The sequence below is a fragment of the Megasphaera jansseni genome, assembly GCF_047974155.1.
Taxonomy (GTDB): domain Bacteria; phylum Bacillota; class Negativicutes; order Veillonellales; family Megasphaeraceae; genus Megasphaera.
The window spans coordinates 69,681-92,586 of record NZ_JBHYRR010000009.1; the positions used below are offsets into that span (position 1 = coordinate 69,681).

Genomic DNA, 22,906 nt, shown 5'->3' on the forward strand with positions numbered 1-22,906 from the left:
ATGGATATGTTATGGCTCATCATCGCCTTCGCCTTGATGGCGATCCTGCCGGACCTGCTGCGTCGTCGCCGCCACTATCCCAAGCGGAAAGGGCCGATTCCCGTGCCGCCGCGGCGTAAGCCCGCACCGGCCAAGACGCCGGCTCCGGCTGAAAGAGCGGAGGAAGCGGCTGGAAATGAGGCTTCTACGCGGGAAAGGACTGTCCCGGTGCCGCCGCCTATCGTGCCGGCTGCGATGCCGTCCCGTCCGGCTGCGGCATCGCCCGTATCCGTACCGCGCCGTGTCCGTCCGGCGGCCTGGAGCCAGCTGACGCCGCAGGCGCGGGAGCTCTACGCCGGCTTCGTCTGGTCGGAAATCTGGCAGGAACCGCTGGCGTACCGCCGGCGATTAATTAAAAAATAGAGAGGATTATACAAATGATTCAAGAAAAAGAAGTAGGTATCAAGGGGATTCCGGGATTAGTCATTACGTCCGGGGAAAAAGCGAAAGGTGTCGTCCTGTTCTATCACGGCTGGTCGTCACAGAAAGAATTCCAGGCCGTCCGCGGCCGCATCCTGGCATCTTACGGTTATGATGTCGTCATTCCTGACGCCGTCAACCATGGCCGCCGCGGCATCCTGGACTATGAAGATAAATCGGTTTATCCGGATTTTTGGCAGACCATTTTCCAGAATATGACGGAAGTCCCGCTCATGCTGGAATATATTCAGGAAAACTGGCCGGATACGCCCATCGCCGTCATGGGGCATTCCATGGGCGGTTTCACCGCTATGGGGGCTATGAGCCTTTTCAAGGAATTCAAGACGGCTGTCGTCATGAATGGCTCCGGCTGGTGGGATGAATCGGAACGCCGCTTCCGGGCAGCCCTGCACATCGAAAAGCCCAGGGCCTACCGTTTCATGCAGATGCAGTTCGCTGCCATGGACCCCTATACCCATATGGATCGCCTCAGCGGCCGGTCCCTCTTATCCCTCCGCGGTGGTGCCGATGACGTCGTCGACGGCGCAGCACAGGAACTTTATCTGGAAAAACTGGCCCAGCGCGATGACGTCAAGACCCAGTCCATCGTCTATGATGACCTGGGCCACTTCGTCACGACCAACATGATGGGCGATGCCGTCAACTGGCTCCGGGCAGAACTTCATTAAAGAAAAAATGAGGTTTACTTAAAAACAATAAGAAGTAAAACCTTTCTCTGTGGAAAATATTAAATTAATTACGGGATAATACTTTACAAATTTAAAAATACGAGTATAATGTACGTATAAACAGAAACCGCAAGGGCGCGGAAACATAAGAATCAGTCATCTTTATGATAGAAATGATTCGTTTCCCGCCTTTGCGGTTTTTATAGTTTTTATAGTTCTCATCCATATCTCAGGGGAGGTATAACAGGGGGGATAAGTATGTCAAAGAATATTTTCCGAACGAAAAGCATCAACCAATTCCTATCGGAAACGAAACAGGACGGCGGCATGAACCGCGTATTAGGGACGTTTGGCCTGACCATGCTGGGGATTGGCTGTATCGTCGGGACCGGGATTTTCGTCCTGACCGGGATTGCAGCGGCCAATTACTCCGGCCCGGCGCTGGTCATTTCCTTCATCATCGCCGCACTGGCCTGTGGCTGCGCAGCCCTTTGCTATTCTGAATTCGCTGCCATGATTCCTGTAGCCGGCAGTGCTTATACCTACGGCTATGTGGCTTTAGGTGAATTTTGGGCCTGGGTCATCGGCTGGGATTTGATTTTGGAATACACCCTGGCCTTGAGCGCCGTTTCCATCGGCTGGTCCGGGTATTTCGGAAATATCCTGACCAACTTGGGACTGGCCCTGCCGAAAGAGTTCATTACGGCACCGGAAGAAGGGGGCCTCATCAATCTGCCGGCCATGGCCATTATCTGGATTATCACTTTGATCAATATGAAGGGCATCACGCAGAGCTCCCTGGTCAATGACATCATCGTCGTCATCAAGCTGGCTGTCGTCGGCCTCTTCATTGCCCTCGGCATCAGCCACGTCGAACCGGCTAACTGGACGCCGTTCATGCCTTATGGCTGGTCCGGTGTCTTTACTGGTGCATCGGTCATCTTCTTTGCTTATATCGGTTTCGATGCCGTATCGACGGCAGCTGAAGAAGTCAAGAACCCGCAGAAAGATTTGCCTCGCGGCATCATCTTATCGCTGGTCATCTGTACGATTCTCTACATCGTCGTCTCGGCGATCCTGACCGGCATGGTCCCGTACTTACAGTTCAAGACGACGGCCGCTCCTGTTGCCTATGCCCTGCAGCTCGTCGGTTATCATTGGGGTGCCGCTGCCGTATCCGTCGGCGCTATCTGCGGCCTCACATCGGTCCTCCTGGTCATGTGCCTCGGCCAGAGCCGTATCCTCTTCGTTATGTCCCGCGATGGCCTGCTGCCGCGCTTCTTCGGTCACATCAATAAGACGACCAAGACGCCGGTCCGCAGTTCCTTGTTAGTCGCCGTCGTATCGTCTATCCTGGCTGGCCTCGTTCCTATCGGCATCGTCGCTGAAATGGTCAACATCGGCACACTGGCAGCCTTCATCATCGTATCGGCATCGGTCATCATCCTGCGCAAAAAAGCGCCGGACCGCGTCCGCCCGTTCCGCTGCCCCTGCGTACCGCTGGTCCCGATCCTGTCGATTCTCTTCTGCGGCATCCTGGTCATCATGCTGCCGACGGTTACGCAGATCCGCTTCGTCGTATGGCTGGCTATTGGCCTGGTCATCTACTTCGGCTATGGCTATAAGCACAGCATCATCACCAAAGCCCAGAAGGGCACGCTGACAGCGGCTCAGGCTGCTGCCGCTGACGATTCGCCCAGCACGCCGCCCGTCGGCGATGGGGCCCATTCCACTATTGAACACTGACGCATTCTATATATCGCAAGAAAAAGACCCGCCCTCTCCCCTGGCCGGGTCTTTTTCTTACCGTCAGCCGCCTGCCATCTGCGAACAGCGGCCTGCGTTCTTTTCCATCGCCTGTATGCGATACCGTAGGGGACGCCCAGAGCCTTTCTGACCCGTAAGGTGAAGAACAGTTCCCCGGACGAATAGCAACAGCGGGCGGCCCGCAGGTCTCTCGTTAAAAAGCAACCTCTCAGTCAGCTGCGCTGACAGCTCCCCTAGCAGGGGAGCCGGGCCACGAGCCACGAGCCACGAGCCACGAACCACGAGCCACGAGCCACTAGCCACGAGCCCCTAACCCCTAACCGCTAACCCCTAACCCCTAACCCCTAACCCCTAACCCCTAGCCACTAGCCCCCAATTTGTGGTAAAGTAGAACCATATCATCATTGCAGAGGGGAGCTATGAGAAATGGAAAAAAAGAAGATCTATGTATTGGCCTGCGGCGGGACGATTGCGGGCAGGGCCGCGTCGGCCGATGACTTGACGGGGTATGCCGCCGGACAGACGTCGATTGACGAATTGCTGGAGGCTGTGCCCCAGCTGGCGGACTATGCCGACGTGCAGGGCGAGCAGTTCTGCAACATCGACAGCTCAGATATGACGGAAGATTTATGGCTGGCCCTGGCCAATCGGGTCCAGGAAATAGCCGACAGGGAAGACGTAGACGGCATCGTCATCACCCATGGCACGGATACGATGGAAGAAACGGCGTATTTCCTCGACCTCACGGTCCATACCATCAAGCCTGTCGTCCTCACGGGCTCCATGCGGCCGGCGACGGCCATCAGTGCCGATGGCCCGCTGAACCTCCTGGAAGCCGTTCAGGCTGCATCCTGGCCGGAACTGGGGAAATACGGCGTCGTCATCGTCATGAACAGCACCATCCACAGTGCCCGCTTCGTCGAAAAGACCGATACGACCCATGTCGATACCTTCAAGGGCCGTCAGATGGGCAGCCTGGGCTATATGCAGGACGGCCGGCCCAGATTGTACCAACAGCCCCTGCGCAAGCACACGTGGTCATCGGACCTGGCTGCGCCTAAGGAACTGCCGGCGGTGGCCATCGTCTATGCCTACGTAGGACTCACTGCCGACGACGTATGCCGCCTGGCAGACGGGAAGGCGGGCATCGTCCTGGCCGGTCTCGGCCATGGCAAGGTACCTGAACCAGTCTGGCAGGCCTTGCAGCCTTTGATGGAACAGGGACTCGTCGTCGTCCGCGCCGCCCGCGCCCTGGGCGGTATGGTCACCCAGGTCCCTGCTTATGATGGAACGGTCACGGCCGACTCCCTGACGCCGCAGAAGGCTAAGATCCTCTTGCAGCTGGCCCTGGCCCATACGACGGACCGGGATAAGGTACAGGCTATTTTCGATGCCTATTGAGGCCTGCAAATCACGGCTCTATGCCTTCCCTAATAAGGCGGGGTGTGATAAAATAAATAAGATATGAAACATAGGTATGCAATCCATGTATCCGTATACTGACATAGATAGGAGCGAATAATCATGAACAAGTACAAAAAATTGATGGTCATTACGGCCCTGACAGCTGCCCTCGGCACATCGGCTTTTGCCGCATCGACAGGCATTACGGACATCAGCAATTACTGGGGCAAAGACGCTATCCAGTATTTTTATAACAACCACTACATCAGCGGCACGAATGGCCAGTTCCGCCCGAACGAAGATATTACCCGTGAAGGCGCTGCTTCCATCATCAACAACATGATCGGCGAAGACTCCAAAGTCAAGACGACCAATTTCAGCGACGTCAAGGGCCGCTGGTCCGAACGGGCCATCGCTTCTTTGGTAGATAAACAGATCATGAGCGGTTACAGCAACGGCACGTTCAAACCGGAACAGAAGATCACCCGTGAAGAATTCGCCGTCATCGCTTACAATTACATGACCTATAAAGGCATGAGCACCCTCGAAGGGGCAGCTCCCTATGCTGACGAAGCCAAGATTTCCAGCTGGGCCCGTCAGGCCGTCGATGCCCTGGCCGCTGCCGGTTATATGAAGGGCGGCAACTACAACATGTTCAACCCGAAACAGTACGTCACCCGCGGTGAAGCCGTCAACGTCCTCTACCGCATCCTGACCGGTGTCAAGGAAACGACACAGAGCCAGGACGGCCTGGAAGCCAAGGCCTTCAAGGACATCAAAGACGTCTACGGTTCGGTCAAGACCTTTGCTGCTGACGGCATCATGTACTGGCAGGGCGACAAGCTCCACATCGGCGTCAAAGACCCGAAGAATCAACAGAAACTGGCCGATGCCATTGCAGCCGACAAAGATATCCCGGCTGAATCGGTCTATGTCCAGAAATCGACGTACAGCTATGACGACTATAAGAACCTCATGGCTCAGGCCGAAAAGATTTACAAGGCAACGGAAGCTACCAATGCCACTGTTTCGACGGAACCGGATTACCTCAATGAAAAAGTCGTCCTCACAGTCAGCTCCATTTCCAAAGAAACACAGAACAACCTCAATAAAGCCTTGGGCAGTGCCCTTCGCATCGTCATTCAGTAATCGCAGCAGAGGAGGATTTCCATGGTACGGAACAAAATCGCTGCCGTCCTGGCAGCTGCGGCCATCTTGTCCGTCAGTGCCGTTTCGGCCGACGCTCCTTACACGGACCTGGGCAGCCTGACTGACCGCGCTGCTGTCGATTACCTCTATGATACGCAGTGCCTGACCTTTATCACCGGCGATTCCTTTGAACCGAACCGGGTCCTGACCCGCGGCGACCTGGCCCAGCTGCTCTATAATTCGGCAGCCAATATTCCACTGGCACCGGTGGAAGCGGCCGGCGCCCGCGATGTCTCGTCCGGTACGGCTGGCGATGCCATGAACAGCGTCGCCGCCCAGGGCATCCTGGCAGGCTATCAGGATGGGAATTTCCATCCTGAAGATCCAGTGAGCCGCGAAGAATTTGCCGACGTCATCTATCGGTATTTGCAGTACAATCAGCTGGCTGATCCGGATCAGGCCGTCAAGCCTTATGCCGATGCCGCATCGATTGATCCGGCCTATGCCAAGGCCATCGACGTCCTGCACAGCAAGAACATCATGGTCCCGGCAGACAATTATTTCCATCCCAAAGAAGGCATGACCCGGGCCGATGCAGCCCAGGTATTTTACCGCCTCATGCATTCCGACGGGGACTATACGTCACACGTCCAGGTCGAATCGCAGCTCATCAAGGCCATCAATGCCGAATACGGCTCGGTGCCGATTTATTTCCGCAGCGGTACGATGTACTGGGATGGCGATACCCTGGTCCTGGGCATCAAAGGCGCACCCAGTAAATACTTGAAACAGCGCATTCAGACGGATGTAGCCAAACCGCAGGCCATCAAGATACGCCGCGTCTCTTTGAGCCACAGCGACTACAGCCAGCTCATGACCAAGGCTATCCATTGCGTCGTCGACAATGAAGGCGTCCAGAACTATGTCGGCGCCCTGCCGGACTATGTCAATGAACAAGTCGTCCTCACTGTCCGCCATCCCGTCAGCAAAGCGACGCTGGCTGAACTGGCCAAACGCGTCGGCGCCGGACGGGTCCGCCTGGAAACGGCACCCGTTGCCGGGAAGACCCCTATCGTCCAGGTAGCGGGACAGACGGAAGAAACCGCAGAGGCTGACACGACGACAACAAGCGAAAATTCCAAAAAAGAAACGAAACAACTCTATTCCACCCTTTTAGATGACGCCACATCGAGCGCCATCACCTCCGTCCAGAACGACGTGATGAAGTAGTTTAGTGGCTCGTGGTTCGTGGTTCGTTGTTCGTATAAAAAAAGAGAACTGTCATAAGACAGTTCTCTTTTTTACTAGCCACGAGCCACTAGCCACGAGCCACTAGCCACGAGCCACTAGCCACGAGCCACTAGCCACGAGCCACGAAGCCTCATACTCCAAAGAGGGCCCCCAGTTCTTCCCGTGTGTCGATGAGGTATGTCGGCTGGAGGGCTTTCAGGAAGTCCCGGTCGCGGAAACCCCAGGTGACGAGGGCTGCGTCGAGGCCGGCGTTATCGGCCGTTTCTTTATCGACTTCCGAGTCGCCGACGTAGATGGCGTCCTCTTTGGCGCAGCCCAGGCGCTTCAGGGCTTCCCAGACCATGTCCGGTGCCGGTTTTTTGCGGTACATCGGCGTTTCACCTAAGGAGAAGTCGACATAGTCCTTGAAATATTCATCGTGCAGCTCCGAGACGGCGCCCTGGCCTTTGTTGGAGACGATGGCCATATGGTAGCCGGCCGCTTTCAGCCGGGTCAGGACCTGGGGGATGCCGGCGTAAGGGAAGGTCGTCGTCTGGCAGTGAGCGCTGTAGTAGGCGATGAATTCATCCGTCATCGTCCGCCGCAGGGATTCCGGTGCGTCTGGGGCGGCCTTGTCGATGAAGCCGTCATAGCCGAAGCCCAGGCAGGGGCGGATGGCCTCCTGCGTCATGGCGGGCAGGCCGTGGCGGGCGAAAACATAGTTCAGGCTTTTCGTCAATTCGTCCAGCGTATCCAGGACGGTGCCGTCCATATCGAAGACGATGGCTTTATATTTTTGCATGAAAAAGACTCCTTTGAAGGACAAAAAAACAATTTCCCCTTTTATTATACGAAAGCGTCAATTAATCGGCAATAGGGAGTAGCTCATGACGTCATCTTATGCTACAATGGGGAAAGAAGTTTGATAAAATAGAGGAGAGGATGACATGACAAACTTTTTGCCGTACGCTATCATAGCGGGCATAGCAATCGTCTTTTTTGTAATTTGTTATATTATGTATTCCGGTGGAGGACACTCCGAGAGTAGTCCCCAAACGGAGAAAAAGGGGAACACGAAGACGAAGACGCGCTACGACAGCGAGCCGCAGCCGCTGCGCAGGGTCCAGCACCGCAGCCCGGCAACAGTTAAGCATGCCAGACAATTACCGAAGGAAGCGGACGATGAAGAAACAGCCCCGCTGCCCAAAGTCCCGAAAATGACGCTGGGCGAACGGCGGGAACATCCGGAAGAAACGGCCTTTGTCACGACCAAAGGCGAAGCCGTCCGCCGCAATGGCAAAATCGTCTACAAGGAAGCGCCGAAGGCCCAGGAAACGCCGGTCCGCAAGGGCCCCAATGCGGATGACCTCGATGCGACCCGCGTCCTGTCCCGCGATGAAATCCTGGAAGCCATGGAAAAGGTAGATAAGGAAGAAGCCGCTGCCTATAAGGCCCGTGAAGAAGAAGCGAAGCTGGCCCGTCAGCGTCAGGCTGAACAGGAAAAAGAAGCCCAGGAACAGCAGCTGGCCCGCAACCGGGAACGGCGTGAACAGGCCCGCCGCGAAGCGGCTGCTGAAAAAGAAGCCAATGCCCGCCGGGAAGAACGGGCGCGCTGGGCAGAAGAAGTGGCCCAGACCGAAGAAGACAAGCCGCCTCTGGCTGATATGGCGGCTATCGTATCGGCTGACCTGGCCGCTAAAGATGGCGGTGCTGCTCCGGCTGCCAAGAAAAAGGCGGCTCCTGCAGCTGAACCGGCAGCGTCTGCAACGGAAGCACCGAAAGACACGCACCGCAAGCACATTCTCCGCGATGTCATGGCCGAAACGGCCAAAGCCGCCGGCCAAGCTGCCGTCGGAGCCCAAGCCGTTTCCGATGCACCGGCAGCTGCCAAGAAACGAGCTGTATCCGATGCGACACAGGTCCTGGAAGGGCCTGTCGTCAGCGAAGGCATGAAAGCCGTCGCTTCTCAGCTGGAACAGACGCAGCGCATGGAACCGATCCACATCGATTCGGCCATGACTGCCAAGAAGAAGGCCGTTCCGGAAGAAACGATGGTCATGCCGCCCATCCGGGCCCACAAATCCCAGGAAAAGGCGACGCCCGTCGTCAAGCCGGCACCAGTCGTCAAACCGTCCCAGACGTCGTGGGATTCCAATACGTCCGGTACGGACACGCGCAATCCGTCCCTGGGCAGTGCGCCGCATTATGCCTCGGTATGGGAATCGGAAAGCACCGTCGATTCTCCTGTCGTCCGCCAGTGCGTCTCACACTTCCTGCGCCAGTACGGCGTCGTATCGCCGGAACTGCAGCAGCAGACGGAATACATCACGTCGGCTGCCTTTGACCAGATCGGCTGCCAGACCGACACGGAACGGCAGCAGGCCCTGGCTCCGCTCATCGTCCAGGAAGCTTTGCAGAACGTCCAGAAAGCCTATGCGGCTCATCCCGATGATTATGTCGGCACCATTGCCTTGCAGGCCTTTTACGATATCGTCCACTGCTCGCCCATTTCGACGCGCCACCTGGTCGCCATCGATGCCTTGAAGGTCATGCCTTACCTGACGCAGGGCCATTACCAGATACTGGCTATCCTCCTGCTGTTCCTGTATTCGCGCAACTCCCATAACGTCGACAAGGATTCCTTCTGCCGTTACATCGACAAATACGTCTATCCCTTCCTGGATGGCTTCCCGACAGAACGGCCCTATTACCAGCAGCTCGATTACCTGCACTGCACGGCTTTTGAAGCCAAGGAAACGCATTTTGCCGAAATCCTGTCCGACTCGTATCCGCTCTTGTTCCGCTACCGCGGTTTCACGGAAGAAGAATTGCGCAAAGCCCTCAAGGGCAAGCGCATCCCCGATGAATTCATCGTGCCGTCCTTCAATTCGCCCCTGGTCAAGTTGGCCATGGTCGACGAAAGCATGGCTAAACGCTTCTTCCGCATGACCGGCATCAATGACCGCAACATGCAGGACCACATCCTGCGCCTGGCCAAGAAGCGGCCGGCTAACTTCAGCGGCGAAGAAGCCCTGGACATCATGGAAGATATTTCGCCGGTCCTGGCCGACCTCGGCGATATTTGGGACAGCTCGCTGCTGCGCGTATCGACGTTGTCGCTCCTGGGCCTGTACTTGGCGCAGGGCTTCGTCAAGGAAATCATTGGCGAAGAATTCGATTTGTCCCGCTGGTTTGAATAAGGAGCATTGTTGTGAAAAAAATCCGTAAAGCCGTCATCCCGGCGGCCGGGTTCGGCACCCGTTTCCTGCCGGCGACGAAGGCGACACCGAAAGAAATGCTGCCTATCGTCGATAAACCGACGATCCAGTATATCGTCGAAGAAGCCCTGCAGAGCGGCATCGAAGAAATCCTCATCATCAGCGGCCATGCCAAACGGGCCATTGAAGACCATTTCGATACCAATCCGGGACTGGAACTGCACCTGGAAGAAAGCCATAAGATGGGGCTTTTGAACATGGTCCGCAGTATTTCTGAAATCAATATCCACTATATCCGGCAGAAACACATGCGGGGTTTGGGCGACGCGATCCTCTGCGCCCAGTCCTTCATTGCCGATGAACCCTTTGCCATCCTCCTCGGCGATGACGTCGTCTATAATGAAACCAATCCGGCCTTGCGCCAGATGATTGACTTGTATAACGACCTCGATGCCACCATCCTGGGCTGCCAGGAAGTCCCCTTGGAAAAAGTATCGTCTTACGGCATTGTCCAGGGGACGCCAGTCGAAGGGAAGGGCATCCTGAAAGTCAGCCGCGTCGTCGAAAAGCCGGCTGTCGAAGAAGCACCGAGCCGGACGGCTGTCCTCGGCCGCTATATCGTCACGCCGGACATCTTTGACATCCTGGCCCATACCGAACCGGGCAAAGGCGGCGAAATCCAACTCACCGACGCCTTGCAGACCATGGCCTGCCGCGAAGCCGTCTACGCCTACTGCTTTGAAGGCAAACGCTACGACGTCGGCGACAAACTGGGCTTTTTGAAAGCCAACGTCGAATACGCCCTGCGCCGCCCGGACCTGGCCGGCCCGTTCCGCCAGTTCCTGAAGGACGTTGTTCGTGGCTCGTAGGGGCCGTCCCAACGAGCGGCCCGCGTGCATCCGCTAGCCACTAGCCACTAACTACTAGCCAATAAAAAAGGCGCTGTCGCACGAAGGGTTTTGCCATCATGCGAGGCCCCTTCAACTTAAAAGTTTTTCGTTCGTAGTTCATCGTTCATCGCGATGGATTGATATTTTTAATCCCATACGACAAACGATGAACGACCTACGATCAACGTAAAAAGGCGCTGTCTTCATGGGACAGCGCTTTTTTTGACAAGGAATAGGCGTATGCCATAAGGCCAGTAGGGGCGACCCGTGGGGCGCCCGCTATGGAAAAAAGGGGGAATCCCCTAATGGTACTATGCTTGAAACTACATGAAAATAGTGTGATTGAAGGAATAGGCGTATGCCATAAGGCCAGTAGGGGCGACCCGTGGGGCGCCCGCTATGGAAAAAAGGGGGAATCCCCTAATGGTACTATGCTTGAAACTGCACGAAAATAGTATTGATTAAATGAAAAGGCGTATGCCATAAGGCCAGTAGGGGCGACCCGTGGGGCGCCCGCTATGGAAAAAAGGGGGAATCCCCTAATGGTACTATGCTTGAAACTACACGAAAATAGTATTGATTGAATGAAAAGGCCATGCTATAATAGGCACAGAAAGAAGGGATTCCTATGAAAATTGAAGAAGGTACGATTATCTCTATAAAAGAAAAAGGCACGGCCGAAATCAAGGTCGGCCGCCATTCCGACTGTATCGCCTGCGGCGCCTGTGAAGGTGCGGAAAACATCGTCGTCACGGCTGTCGACCCGTTGGGCGTCAAAGTCGGCCAGCACGTCAAATTTGAATTCCGCGATGTCAACATCGTCATCGGCGCATTCATCTGTTTCGTCATGCCTCTGTTGGTCTGTGCTGCCGGTGCCTTTGCCGGTCACTTCCTGGCCCTGGCCCAGGGCTTCGATACGGTCCAGACGGCGGTCATCGGCGGCATCATCGGCTTTCTCATCGGCGCCGTCGGCGTCAAGCTCTTCGACCGCTCCCTGTCGAAAGCCGAAAACTCCAAACCGAAAATCATCGAAATCTGTTCAGGCGGGAATTGAGTGTATAAAGGCTTTGTTTGTAGGGGTCGCCGCGTGGGCGACCCGTTAGGGATTTGGATGATTCTTTTAGCAAGCTGGTTGGGAAATCTACATATCCCAGAGCGGGCGCCCCACGTGGCGCCCCTACAGTAAATTTAAAGCCATCCACTAACCACTAGCCACTAACCACTAGCCACTAAAAAGGGGCTGTCGCACGAAGGTTTTTGCCATCATGCGAGGCCCCTTCAACTTAAAAGTTTTTCGTTCGTAGTTCATCGTTCATCGCGATGGATTGATATTTTTAATCCCATACGACAAACGATGAACGACCTACGATCAACGTAAAAAGAGGCTGTCTTAATGCGACAGCCTCTTTTCTTATTTTTCCGGCAAGGCGTCGGCCAAGGCGAATTCGCTGCCATCTTTGAGAGTGATGGCCGTGATGTGGAGTTCGCTGGTCATGCCGTCCAGGGCCTGCGAGCGGATCAGGCTGTATTGTGACGGGATGAGGGGATTGAGCAGGAACTGGCTTTCGTGGGTGCTCTTTTCCGATGACGTCGACAGGCGCAGGGGGGACGTATAGAGTACGGCCTTGTCGCTGTCCCGGCGCAACGTATAGAGGGCCTTGACGGAAGCGATTTCGTTGCGGTCCTGGCGGAAGACCGGTGTATAGCTCAGGCGCAGGAAGGTGCGTCCCTGGCCGGTGACAATCTTGGAAGAGACGTCGCGGACGGTCATGATGGCGTCGATCTTTTGCTGGACCGGTTTATTGTAAGCGGCTAATTCTTTCTTCATGACATCGCGCAAGTCGTTGAGGAAGGCTTCCGGGTCGGCCAGGCCTGTGATGACCCAGGTCTGGGACGGCGTCTGCTCCAAAGTAACCGTACAGGGGACGGTCGCACCCAGGCGGTCGTTGTACAAGTAGAGTTTTACCGTATTGTCGTGGCTCCAGTCGGCGCCGTCGAGGTGCCAGCCTGCCAGGGGAATGGAGAGGCCGGCGCTCTTCAAGGTGCGCTGCAGGTTATCGGCTGTTTTTTGATATTGTTCATTGTCTGTATTCCCAGCCAGGCTCCAATTCAGGTACAAGTCGGCTGTGGTGACGAAAGAAGCCCGCAAAGGCGAGCGGATGATATTCAATAAAAAGGATTCATCCGTACTGTCCGACGTATGGGATACGAGGGCATCGAAGAACTGGCCGCTCAGGGCTTCTTCATCGACATGACGGCTGAACGTTTCCATATCCCCGTCGCGGACGGCGCGGATGACCTGGGAGACGGCATAGTCCGGCGTCTTCATATAAATGTGTTGATATGCCGCAATCCCTGCTATGATACAACCCATGAGGACGACCAGGGCCAGGAAGACCTTGCCATCCCATAAGGTAAGCACTCTTTTTCTCATAGATTATCCTTCCTTACTAAACGAAATCCTGTTTCCCTCATTATACCACAGTCTGCGTTAGGCGTTCAGCCTTTCGGCCCATCTGCCGAAGGCTACAAAAATATGGTATAATGAATATGTCATTACCGAAAGAAAAGGAGCGTGATTCCTGTGATTACTTTACACGATGTGAAATCAGGGAATTCCTATGAAGTCAAGGAAGGGGCGACGCTGCAGCAGGTCTGTGAACAGTATTGTCAGCACGACGATATGCCCATTGCCGCCGCCTTATACAATAATGAATGTGTCGGCCTGCAGACCAAGGTCGACCAGAGCGGCGATATAGACTGGCTGCCCATCAATACCATGGAAGGCAATCAGTGCATCATCCGTACGGCCATTTTCCTCCTGGTCCGCGCTGTCAGCGACCTCTATCCCGATGGCAAGGTCCTGGTCAAGCACGCCTTGCGCAAGGCATTGTACTGCGAGTTGGAAATCGGGCATACCGTTACCGTCCACGACGTGGACATCATCAAGAAGCGCATGCACGAAATCGTCGAACAGGATGAACCCATTTCCCAGGTCATCGCCAGTGCCGAAACGGCGATGGAAATGTGCCGCAACCGCCATATGACGCGGGAAGCGGAACTCTTGCGCCACGTCGACGTTACCCATATCATGGCCTACCAGTGTGGACAGACTTTTGATTACTATATGGGGCCTCTCCTGCCCAGCATGGGCTATGTGACCTGCTTCAACCTGCGGTCCTATGCGCCTGGCGTCATCCTGGAAACGCCGACCGTCGACAATCCCAATGAACTGCCGGAATATAAGGAAATCCCCAAGATGGCCCGCCTCTTCCTGGATGCCGAAGAATGGGGGCGCATCGTCCGCTGCGAATACGTCTACGATTTGAACCACTATATTGAACAAGGCAATATCCAGGATATGGTCGACATGGCCGAAGCCCTGCAGGAAAAGAAGCTGGGCCAGATTGCCGACTACATCGTCAGCCGCCGCCCGAAAATCAAGGTCGTCCTCATCGCCGGACCGTCATCAGCCGGCAAGACGACGTTCTGCAAGCGCCTGACGACACAGCTCCGCGTCAACGGCCTGCGGCCTATCGGCATTTCCCTGGACGATTATTTCTATAACCGCGAAGATACGCCGAAGAATCCCGACGGCAGTTACGACTTCGAGTCCCTGCGGGCCATCGACGTACCGCTCTTCAACCAGCAGATCGATGACCTCAACCAGGGCAAGGAAGTCCATCTGGCCCGCTTCGACTTCGTCACCGGCCACCGCCATTTCGATGAAAAGCCCGTCGTCTTGGAAAAAGGGCAGCCCATCGTCGTCGAAGGCCTCCATGCCTTGAACGATTCCCTGACCTACATGCTGCCGCGCTATGAAAAGGTCAAGATTTCCCTGGGCGTCCTGACCCAGATACGCATTAACGACCACAACCGCATTTCCACGTCGGATACGCGCATCATCCGCCGCATGGTCCGGGACCAGCAGTTCCGCGACCGCGGACCCATGGCGACCATGGATATCTGGGCCGACGTCCGCCGCGGCGAAGAAAAGAACATCTATCCCTATCAGGAAGATGCCGATACGATTTTCAACACGGCCCTGCCCTATGAGCTGGCCGTCCTCAAGCCCTATGCGGAACCGCTCCTGGAATCCATCGACAAGGGCAGCGTCCATTACGCCGAAGCCCGCCGGCTCCTGCGTTTCCTTAAGCCTTTCAAAAGCGTCGATTCGTCCGTCGTGCCGCCCAATTCGCTATTGCGGGAATTCATTGGGCCGGACCGGAAAAAATGATTGACAAAGCGTAACCAGATAGATATAATAGTATAGTCGAGGTAGAAATATGAAACTACAAGTCGAAGAAGCACTAAAAGAAGCCGGAAAATCTTTTCCCTTTTCTTTTGAATGTCCGGCTGCCGAGCTAGGTGAAGTGGAAGACCTTCCCTGGAAGGACGCCACAGTAGTTGTGGACGGGGCCTATTGGTTCGATGGCAACCACATCGTGGTACAGGGAACCATACAGACCTCTGGCATGTACACCTGCAGCCGCTGCCTGTCACCGGTATCGGTGGATCGGAATGAAACACTGTCTGAAGTCTATGGTACGGAAGCAGAGCTTCCCGAGGACGTATTGCCTTACAATGGGGAATACATCGATTTGACGGAGACAATTAGAGAAACGTTGATCCTCAGCGAACCCATGAGGGTTTTGTGCCGGCCTGACTGCAAAGGACTCTGTCCCCAGTGCGGTGCAAACCTGAACGACGGACCCTGTAGTTGTCCTACCGACAAGATTGATCCGAGACTGGAAGTCCTGGCTCAATTATTACGATCCAAAGAAAAGCGCTAGAAATAACGTACCATGTGATTTAAGGAGGTGCAGAACATGGCAGTACCGAAGAACAGATTATCCCAGACTCGTCAGAAGATGCGTCGCGCAAACTGGAAATTGACCGCACCGGGTTACGTAGAATGCCCGCAGTGCCACGAAGCAATGATGCCTCATCATGTATGCCCGACTTGCGGCTACTATAAAGGCAAACAGGTTGTCAACAACACAACAGCTGAATAAGAGTTGTACATAAAAAAGAGCTATCGCTTAGGCGGTAGCTCTTTTTTCGTGGCTCGTTGTTCGTTGTTCGTGGTTCGTGGTTCGTAAAAAAATGGGCACCTTAGGCGCCTTTACTAGCCACGAGCCACACGGGCCGCCCTTTGGGACGGCCCCTACATTGCCATACGAAAATCACATATCCAGGCATAAAATATAAGCGTTTTACATCTCCGTGGCCGTCTGCTAAGATAAAAGCGTAATCAGAAGCGCAGAAAGGAGGACGACGATGAAACCAGGGATTAGGCAGAATCTGCTCGATGCCGGTTGTTCGGCGGCTTTCATTGAGCATTATGAAGCCCTGCCCGCTGATGAGCAGCTGCCGTATCTGCGGCGCCATCGCCGGCACTTGCTCGATGCCATCCATAATAAACAGCTTCAGCTGGACCGGCTGGACTACTTATTATATGTATTACAAAAAAGAGGAGACGGAGATAAATGACCTTAGAAGAAATCAAACAGCAGAGCCCGTTTGCTATGGGCGGAGAAAATGTCGATTATGCGCAGTATTTTGATGGGACCAGTTACCTGAATATGCTGTCCCTGGAACAGGTCGTCGTCGGCAATGTCACCTTTGAACCGGCCTGCCGCAATCATTGGCATATCCATCATGCTGCCCAGGGCGGCGGTCAGATGCTCCTGGTTACGGCCGGCCGCGGCTGGTATCAGGAATGGGGGAAACCGGCACAGGAACTCCATGCCGGCGATGTCGTCCACATCCCGGCCAACGTCAAGCACTGGCACGGGGCTGCCAAGGACAGCGCTTTCCAGCATCTGGCCATCGAAGTCGATGGGACCGATACGAGTACGGAATGGTGTGAAGCCGTAGCGGAGGCCGATTATGATGCCCTTCCGTAAGCAGTGCTTCATTGCCGGGCTCATCGCCTTGGCAGGGATAGGATTTTTGGGAACAGGAGATGCATTTGCCGTGAATACAACCGATAATCAAGCGAAAAAAGCCGTCAAGATCGTGCAGACTGCAGGGCGGCAGCAGCTGGGGAATTTTGCCCCTGATTTTGCCCATTATAACGACGACATCCTCTTTGGTGAAGTATGGAGCAAGAACGATGTCCTGCCGCTCAAAGAACGGAGCATTGTTACCGTTTCGGCCCTCATCGCCCAGGGGATTACCGATAGTTCTCTGAAGTACCATATGGAAACGGCCAAGAAAAATGGTGTCACCAAAGACGAAATGGCTGAAATCATTACACAGCTCGCCTTTTACAGCGGCTGGCCCAAAGCCTGGGCTGCCTTTGGCTATGCCAAAGAAGTGTATAACGACTGAAACTTGGGCCTGCGGCACCTACGCGTGCGCAGGCTCTTTTTGCGTATCGTGAGGGTGATTCTTTTGAAACAACGTCATTACTTTTATTTCATCTTAGCCTTGATCGGCGAGTTGTCGATATGGGGACAATGGGCTTTGTTCCGCCATATCCTGCCGGTACGGCAGGACGTCTTGCTCGGCCTGATGGCCCTGCTGCCAGTTGTCTATGCCATGCCGTACATCCTGTCTGACCGCCTGCCGGCCCGTGTGACGAGGGGATTGGCCCGTTTTGGCGGTTATTGGTTCGCTTTTTCCTACTACGCGACGCTGCTCCTGGTTCCGGGCCTAGTGCTCTGGCTGCTTTGCCAGATGGGCGGCCTGGACGATGTCTGGCAGTCTTCGATGGTCGTCTATTACAGTGCCATCGCTTTGGGCCTGACCTGGCTGCTCCTGGCTGTCGGGGCCTGGCGCGGCCATCATCACGTGGTCCGCACGATCGATATCGTGACGGATAAACCGATTGCCCGCGATTTTTCCCTGGCTTTTGTCAGCGATATCCACCTGGGCCCGGTACTGGGGCTGGACTTCAGCCGTCAGCTGCGGCGCGATTTGAATGACGTCCATGCCGATATGGTGCTCATCGGCGGGGATATCATTGATGGCAACTTGAAATATGTCTTATATGAAGGCAGTTTTTCGGGACTGGAAGGCATACAGGCTCCGGCTGGGGTGTACGCCGTCATGGGGAATCACGATACGTATGGGGAAGACTTGCCTTTGGAAGAAAAGGCCCTGTCGCGCTGCGGCATCCGCTGCCTCAATGGGGAAGCGGTCCATCCCCTGCCCGGCGTCGTCCTCTTCGGACGGGAAGATTATTACTGTGCGCCGTCGGCACCGGTCGAAGCGGCGCCGGAACAGGCTTTTTCGATTTTTATGGAACATGAGCCCCTGCATATTGTCCAGGCGGCAGAAAAAGGCTGGGATTTACATGTCAGCGGGCATACGCATGCTGGGCAGTTCTGGCCGAACCGCTGGGTCATACGGCGTCTCTTCGCCCTGGATTACGGCCTGAAATCGTTTCAACAGCTCACGGCTGTCGTATCGAGCGGGTATGGGGCCTGGGGGGAACTGTTCCGCCTGGGGCCGGCTCCGGAAATCGTGTGTATCCGGGTACGCCGGGCCTGATTGGTGCGGCCGGCTGGCGGCTGCCGAAGGATGACACCTTCTGGCAGCCGCTCTTTTTTTGAAAAAAGAATAGTAAAAAAGCATTGATTTATAGAATCCATAGGTATTTGATATTGATAAGGATGGCAGGTATACTATAGGCAAGCCAGAGAGATAGGTCTTAGGATAGCATAGAAAAGGAGTATATCATATGAAAAAACATCAGAAAGCTTTATTCGTTGCCGCTGCGTTAGTTATCAGTACATTTACTTTTTCCGGATTCGGCGGCAGTTCCGCCTATGCTGCGACGCCGGCCGCTGCGTTGCAGGCAGAATCGCAGATGAAACGCTCTTCCATTACCGAACTGGATAACGATACACGGGTCTTTAAAGTCGATCCGCAGATAGAAGCCAAAAACGTCCGCTTCCAGAACCGCTACGGCTTTGACGTCGCCGGGCACCTCTATTTACCGAAGAACTTCAACGATCAGAAACAGTATAAGGCCGTCGTCGTCTCCGGGCCTTTTGGCGCCGTCAAGGAACAGTCTTCCGGCCTCTACGCCCAGGAAATGGCAAAAAACGGCTATGTCGCCGTAGCCTTTGACCCGTCGATGACGGGCGAAAGCAGCGGGACACGCCGCAATATGGCGTCGCCGGATATCTTTACGGAAGATTATAGCGCCGCTGTGGATTTTGTCAGCAACTTAAAATTCGTCAATCCCGATAAAATCGGTGCCATCGGCATCTGCGGCTTGTCCGGCATGGCCCTGACGGCTGCGGCGAACGATACGCGCATCAAAGCCGTGGCGACTTCGGCGATGTACGATATGTCCGACAGCATCCGCAATCACTATAAAGGCGATTACTATACGCCGGAACAGCGGGAAAAAGTCAAGGAATATTTAGCGTCCATGCGCGATAAAGAAGCCAAAGAAGGCCAGGGCATCCGCGGCTATCATGAACTGCCTGTCGATGACAAGGGCAAGGTCATTTCCCAGGATACTCTGTTCCCAGATAAGCTGCCGGATAATGCCGATGAAGTATCCAAGGGCTTTTACGACTACTATGTAGGCCGCGCTTTCCATCCCCGTGCCATCAATTCCAACAAATTGGCCTGGGATTCGACGACGCCCTATGGATTCTTTAACTTCACCCTCATGGAACACCTCGATGAAATCAGTCCGCGTCCGGTCCTGATCATTACCGGGGAAAAGGCTCATTCCAAATATTTCGCCGATGCAGCCTATGCGAAATTGAAAGCGCCGAAACAGGAAATCGTCGTTCCCGGTGCTACGCATACCGATTTGTATGACCAGATGGATAAGATTCCCTTCTCTGAATTAGTGAAATTCTTCGACAAGGCGTTGAAATAAGCGCGCCTGATGGAAAGGAGGTGGCCCTGTGCTGCCATTATCACAAGCGTTGAAGCGCTGGAGCCAGTCGCCGGTCATCGGCGTCACGACGGAAGAAATCGAGACGATGCGGTTTTACAGCCGGCAGGCCCAGAAAATCACCATGGAAATGAATACGCGTTATCACGAACCGGATGTATTGCGGCAGTTATTTTCGCAGCTCATCGGCCAAAAAGTCGATGACAGTTTTGCTCTCTTTCCGCCTTTTTATACGGATTTCGGAAAAAATATCCGCGTCGGGAAAAATGTATTCATCAACAGCGGCTGTAAATTCCAGGACCAGGGGGGCATCCTCATCGGGGATGATGTCCTCGTCGGCCATAATGTCGTCCTGGCTACGCTCAATCATAACCAGGACCCGGACAAAAGGGCGGAAATGATGCCTGGGAAAATCGTCCTGGAAGAAGGCGTCTGGATCGGGGCCAATGCGACGATTACCGCCGGCGTGACCGTCGGGCGCCATGCCATCGTCGCTGCCGGTGCCGTCGTGACCCGGGATGTGCCGCCGGACACGGTCGTCGGCGGCGTGCCGGCTCACTTCATCAAGGCCATCAAGGCCTAGGCGGTGTCATCGTGTCTAAGGAAGCCTTTTCCTGCTTCAAGAGCTGGATGAATTGCTGCGTCCCCTTGGAGAACAGCTGGAAACGCTTCCAGGCGATGAGCAGCTTATCGAAAATCGGCGGGTCCAGGAGCCGGAAACAAAGGGTATCGTCATCGTCCTGGACACGGATAATCTTTTCCAGCATGATACAGGAACCCAGTCCTTCGCTGACCATGAGGGATGCATTATACGCCAGGTTATACGTGGCGATGATGGACAGGTCAGCGAAGGGCTTTTTTATCCATGTCTGCAGTTTATCGGCATGGCTGTCTCCCTGCAAGACCTGGTTCGACACGATGAGTTTTTCGTGCCACAGGTCCTGCGGGGTGATTTTTTCTTTTTGCGAAAGGGGATTGTCGCGGCGCAGCAGGAGGCCCCAATGGTCGACGGTCGGGCAGGGGAGGACTTCGTATTTTTCCGTATCGACGTGGCCATAGACGACGGCAATATCGATGAGGCTCTTGTCGAGGAGTTCCATCATCTGCTGGCCATCGCCGCTGGTGATATGGAAATGCAGGTGGGGATACCTGACTTGGATATCATGGGCGGCGTGCATGAGGAAGCGGACGCTGTCCGATTCCGCCGAGCCGATGCGGATGGTCCCGTTCAGTTCGGTATCGTCGCTGCGCAGTTCCTGTTCCGTATTGCTGGCTAGGGATAAGATTTCTTCCGCCCGTTTTTTCAGGAACAAGCCGTCTTCGGTCAGCGTGATGCGCCGGGGACCGCGGATCATCAATTCCTTGCCCAGCATATCTTCCATGTCCCGGAGCTGGCGCGACAGCGTCGGCTGGGACAGGTGCAGGGCTTCGGCGGCATGGGTGATACTTTCTTCGCGGGCGACGGTCAGAAAATAATTGAGTACCCGTAAATCTAACATCATGATCAATCCTTTCCAGGCAAATGAATCTGTTCTTTCAGGCATTTCAAAAAGGCTTCGCACGTCGGCGACAGGAGCTGGTATTTCTTCCAGGCTACGAGACAGGAGGAATAAGCTGGCGGCGATAAGGGGATATATGTGATATCCGGGTCCTGCAGCTGATAGAGGTCCGACAGGCTGACGGCATTGACCACGCCGGTCTTGACCAACAGGGAGGCGTTGGCAATCAGGTCGAAGGTCCCGACGATGTGCATGTCTTTTTCCTGCAGCTCCCCGTGGGACCAGGCGGCGAAATCGAAGGGCTGCGTCGCCGTCCGCGACGATACCAGCAGGGGCATGGATTTCAGCAGGGACGGCGTGATGGCATCGTAATGGGACCAGGGGCTCTGGCTCTGGGTGATGATGCCCATCCGGTCTGCTTCCGGCAGGGGCAGGGATTCATATTTATCGGCATTGAAAGGCTTGATGAACAGGGCGAAGTCGAGCAGGCCGTGGGAGAGTTTCTCTTCGACGGTGTCGGCATTGCCCGTAAATAATTCACACGTAATCGCCGGGTGCTGCTGGTGCAGTTTGGCGAAGGTATCGGTCAGGAAATGCATGACTTTCGTTTCGCCGGCGCCGATGCGGATACAGCCGGCCAGCTGTGGCTGGTCATCGCTGATTTCGTCTTTGGTCTGCTGGACGAGGGAAATGATTTCCTCTGCCCGCTGGCGCAGGCGGATGCCTTCTTCCGTGAGCAGTGTACTGCGGTTCGTCCGGACGAAGAGCTTTTTGCCTAATTCCTGTTCCAAATCGGCCATCTGCCGGGATAACGTCGGCTGTGTGATGTGCAGCATATTGGCAGCACCGGTCATATTCTGTTCCCTGGCAACGGCCAGGAAGTATTGCAGGGTTCGTATTTCCATGATGTGGCTCCTATCTATGGGTTTTCTTTAGTATATGACTTTTTGGAAAAATTTGCAATACAAATAGAGCATGACTAGATATTTGATATAAGCTTTTTACATTAAAAATGCAAGCTGGTATGATACAACTGTACGCATTATGAAAAGGAGATTATACGATGAAGATGTTAATTGTCTATTATTCCTGGTCCAATGGCAACACGGCGAAAATCGCCGAACAGCTGCAGCGGGCTACGGGAGCTGATATTGCCCGTATTCAAACGGTAAAGCCTTATGAAGGCAGTTATATGGAAGTCGTCGACCAGGGGCAGCGCGAAGTACAGGCAGGGTATAAACCGGCCATCCAGCCTTTGGCCTATGATCCGTCCGATTATGACGTCATTGCCGTCGGGACGCCGACGTGGTGGTATACGATGGCGCCGGCAATGAAATCCTTTTTGGAAGGCCAGGACTGGCAGCAGAAGACGGTCATTCCTTTTATGACCCATGGCGGCTGGCCGGGCCATGTCATCAAAGACATGAAGCGGGACTGCAGCGGCGCAGCCTTTGGCCCGTCAATGGAAATCCAGTTTGATTCCCATGGCGGCAGCGACATGGTCACCCAGGCTGCTGCCGTAGACCATTGGATCCAGCAGGTCAAAGCGGGATATAGCTCGAAAGCGTAATCCGCTGAGTCATAACGAACGGTTTATAGTGCAAAACGAGATGAGACTTCTGTAAGGGTTTCGTTTTCTTTATCCCAGTTTCGCCAGAAGACTCCTTCCTCTTAGGTAGGGGATGAATGGCGATGGATTTCGCAGGTTCGATGCCTGCGAAATCCACCCTAT

23 protein-coding genes are annotated in these 22,906 nt (G+C 54.7%); 19 read left to right on the top strand and 4 right to left on the bottom strand.

Translation table 11 applies throughout. The features are described from left to right. From ACE418_RS05160 to ACE418_RS05185, 6 genes are all read left to right on the top strand, one after another. Entirely contained in the window at window positions 1–402 is a 402-nt protein-coding gene (locus ACE418_RS05160; RefSeq protein ID WP_416449608.1) for a hypothetical protein, read from the top strand. Window positions 403–416: 14 nt separating this feature from the next. Continuing rightward, a complete protein-coding gene (locus tag ACE418_RS05165; RefSeq protein WP_416449609.1) occupies window positions 417–1,148 on the top strand; it encodes an alpha/beta fold hydrolase in 732 nt (243 codons plus the stop codon). Between the two features lie 258 nt (window positions 1,149–1,406). Further along, window positions 1,407–2,894 (top strand): amino acid permease, encoded by a 1,488-nt coding sequence (locus ACE418_RS05170; protein ID WP_416449610.1) that lies wholly within the window; start codon window positions 1,407–1,409, stop codon window positions 2,892–2,894. A 447-nt stretch (window positions 2,895–3,341) separates the two neighbouring features. Continuing rightward, entirely contained in the window at window positions 3,342–4,316 is a 975-nt protein-coding gene (locus tag ACE418_RS05175) for an asparaginase (protein WP_416449611.1), read from the top strand. A 123-nt stretch (window positions 4,317–4,439) separates the two neighbouring features. Then, a complete protein-coding gene (locus ACE418_RS05180) occupies window positions 4,440–5,468 on the top strand; it encodes an S-layer homology domain-containing protein (protein WP_416449612.1) in 1,029 nt (342 codons plus the stop codon). A gap of 21 nt (window positions 5,469–5,489) precedes the next feature. Next, the gene (locus ACE418_RS05185; protein ID WP_416449613.1) at window positions 5,490–6,698 is read left to right on the top strand and encodes an S-layer homology domain-containing protein; all 1,209 of its coding nucleotides are present in this window, start codon (window positions 5,490–5,492) and stop codon (window positions 6,696–6,698) included. 151 nt (window positions 6,699–6,849) lie between these two features. Here ACE418_RS05185 and ACE418_RS05190 read toward each other — a convergent pair whose 3' ends face one another. Next, window positions 6,850–7,500: an HAD family hydrolase gene (locus ACE418_RS05190; protein ID WP_416449614.1), complete on the bottom strand. Its 651-nt coding sequence runs from the start codon at window positions 7,498–7,500 to the stop codon at window positions 6,850–6,852. Window positions 7,501–7,714: 214 nt separating this feature from the next. Between ACE418_RS05190 and ACE418_RS05195 the strand changes: the two genes are divergently transcribed. The 3 genes from ACE418_RS05195 (at window position 7,715) to ACE418_RS05205 (ending at window position 11,860) form a co-directional block, all read left to right on the top strand. After that, the gene (locus tag ACE418_RS05195; protein WP_416449615.1) at window positions 7,715–9,898 is read left to right on the top strand and encodes an LPO_1073/Vpar_1526 family protein; all 2,184 of its coding nucleotides are present in this window, start codon (window positions 7,715–7,717) and stop codon (window positions 9,896–9,898) included. An 11-nt stretch (window positions 9,899–9,909) separates the two neighbouring features. Continuing rightward, entirely contained in the window at window positions 9,910–10,785 is an 876-nt protein-coding gene (gene galU, locus ACE418_RS05200) for a UTP--glucose-1-phosphate uridylyltransferase GalU (RefSeq protein WP_416449616.1), read from the top strand. A 649-nt stretch (window positions 10,786–11,434) separates the two neighbouring features. After that, window positions 11,435–11,860, top strand: coding sequence for a SoxR reducing system RseC family protein (locus ACE418_RS05205; protein WP_292282035.1), 426 nt, complete (start codon window positions 11,435–11,437; stop codon window positions 11,858–11,860). Window positions 11,861–12,217: 357 nt separating this feature from the next. On the opposite strand, the gene ACE418_RS05210 is transcribed toward ACE418_RS05205, so the two are convergent. After that, the gene (locus ACE418_RS05210) at window positions 12,218–13,240 is read right to left on the bottom strand and encodes a hypothetical protein (RefSeq protein WP_416449617.1); all 1,023 of its coding nucleotides are present in this window, start codon (window positions 13,238–13,240) and stop codon (window positions 12,218–12,220) included. Between the two features lie 150 nt (window positions 13,241–13,390). Between ACE418_RS05210 and ACE418_RS05215 the strand changes: the two genes are divergently transcribed. The 9 genes from ACE418_RS05215 to ACE418_RS05255 all read left to right on the top strand — a co-directional run bounded on the left by ACE418_RS05215 (window position 13,391) and on the right by ACE418_RS05255 (window position 20,258). Further along, window positions 13,391–15,043 carry a nucleoside kinase gene (locus ACE418_RS05215; RefSeq protein ID WP_416449618.1) on the top strand — a complete coding sequence of 551 codons (1,653 nt, stop codon included), beginning with the start codon at window positions 13,391–13,393 and terminating at the stop codon, window positions 15,041–15,043. A 49-nt stretch (window positions 15,044–15,092) separates the two neighbouring features. Beyond that, window positions 15,093–15,599 carry a YceD family protein gene (locus tag ACE418_RS05220; protein WP_416449619.1) on the top strand — a complete coding sequence of 169 codons (507 nt, stop codon included), beginning with the start codon at window positions 15,093–15,095 and terminating at the stop codon, window positions 15,597–15,599. Between the two features lie 36 nt (window positions 15,600–15,635). Further along, window positions 15,636–15,821, top strand: a complete 186-nt coding sequence (rpmF, locus tag ACE418_RS05225) for a 50S ribosomal protein L32 (protein ID WP_014016180.1) — start codon at window positions 15,636–15,638, stop codon at window positions 15,819–15,821. A gap of 265 nt (window positions 15,822–16,086) precedes the next feature. Next, window positions 16,087–16,299, top strand: a complete 213-nt coding sequence (locus tag ACE418_RS05230) for a hypothetical protein (protein ID WP_416449620.1) — start codon at window positions 16,087–16,089, stop codon at window positions 16,297–16,299. Then, window positions 16,296–16,715: a cupin domain-containing protein gene (locus tag ACE418_RS05235; RefSeq protein ID WP_416449621.1), complete on the top strand. Its 420-nt coding sequence runs from the start codon at window positions 16,296–16,298 to the stop codon at window positions 16,713–16,715. Before ACE418_RS05230 ends, ACE418_RS05235 begins: the two co-directional genes overlap by 4 nt. Then, the gene (locus ACE418_RS05240) at window positions 16,699–17,142 is read left to right on the top strand and encodes a carboxymuconolactone decarboxylase family protein (RefSeq protein ID WP_416449622.1); all 444 of its coding nucleotides are present in this window, start codon (window positions 16,699–16,701) and stop codon (window positions 17,140–17,142) included. The genes ACE418_RS05235 and ACE418_RS05240 overlap by 17 nt, the downstream gene beginning before the upstream one ends. A gap of 63 nt (window positions 17,143–17,205) precedes the next feature. Then, window positions 17,206–18,306 (top strand): metallophosphoesterase, encoded by a 1,101-nt coding sequence (locus ACE418_RS05245; protein ID WP_416449623.1) that lies wholly within the window; start codon window positions 17,206–17,208, stop codon window positions 18,304–18,306. Window positions 18,307–18,496: 190 nt separating this feature from the next. Beyond that, window positions 18,497–19,657, top strand: coding sequence for an alpha/beta hydrolase (locus tag ACE418_RS05250; protein ID WP_416449624.1), 1,161 nt, complete (start codon window positions 18,497–18,499; stop codon window positions 19,655–19,657). 28 nt (window positions 19,658–19,685) lie between these two features. Beyond that, on the top strand, window positions 19,686–20,258 hold the full coding sequence (locus ACE418_RS05255; RefSeq protein ID WP_416449625.1) for a DapH/DapD/GlmU-related protein: 573 nt from the start codon (window positions 19,686–19,688) through the stop codon (window positions 20,256–20,258). On the opposite strand, the gene ACE418_RS05260 is transcribed toward ACE418_RS05255, so the two are convergent. Both ACE418_RS05260 and ACE418_RS05265 read right to left on the bottom strand, forming a co-directional pair. Further along, window positions 20,248–21,177, bottom strand: a complete 930-nt coding sequence (locus tag ACE418_RS05260; RefSeq protein WP_416449626.1) for a LysR family transcriptional regulator — start codon at window positions 21,175–21,177, stop codon at window positions 20,248–20,250. The two genes, ACE418_RS05255 and ACE418_RS05260, sit on opposite strands and share 11 nt — an antisense overlap. 2 nt (window positions 21,178–21,179) lie before the next feature. After that, a complete protein-coding gene (locus ACE418_RS05265; RefSeq protein WP_416449627.1) occupies window positions 21,180–22,079 on the bottom strand; it encodes a LysR family transcriptional regulator in 900 nt (299 codons plus the stop codon). Between the two features lie 158 nt (window positions 22,080–22,237). On the opposite strand from ACE418_RS05265, the gene ACE418_RS05270 reads away from it, so the two are divergent. Then, window positions 22,238–22,744: a flavodoxin gene (locus ACE418_RS05270; protein WP_416449628.1), complete on the top strand. Its 507-nt coding sequence runs from the start codon at window positions 22,238–22,240 to the stop codon at window positions 22,742–22,744. Window positions 22,745–22,906: the final 162 nt, after the last annotated feature.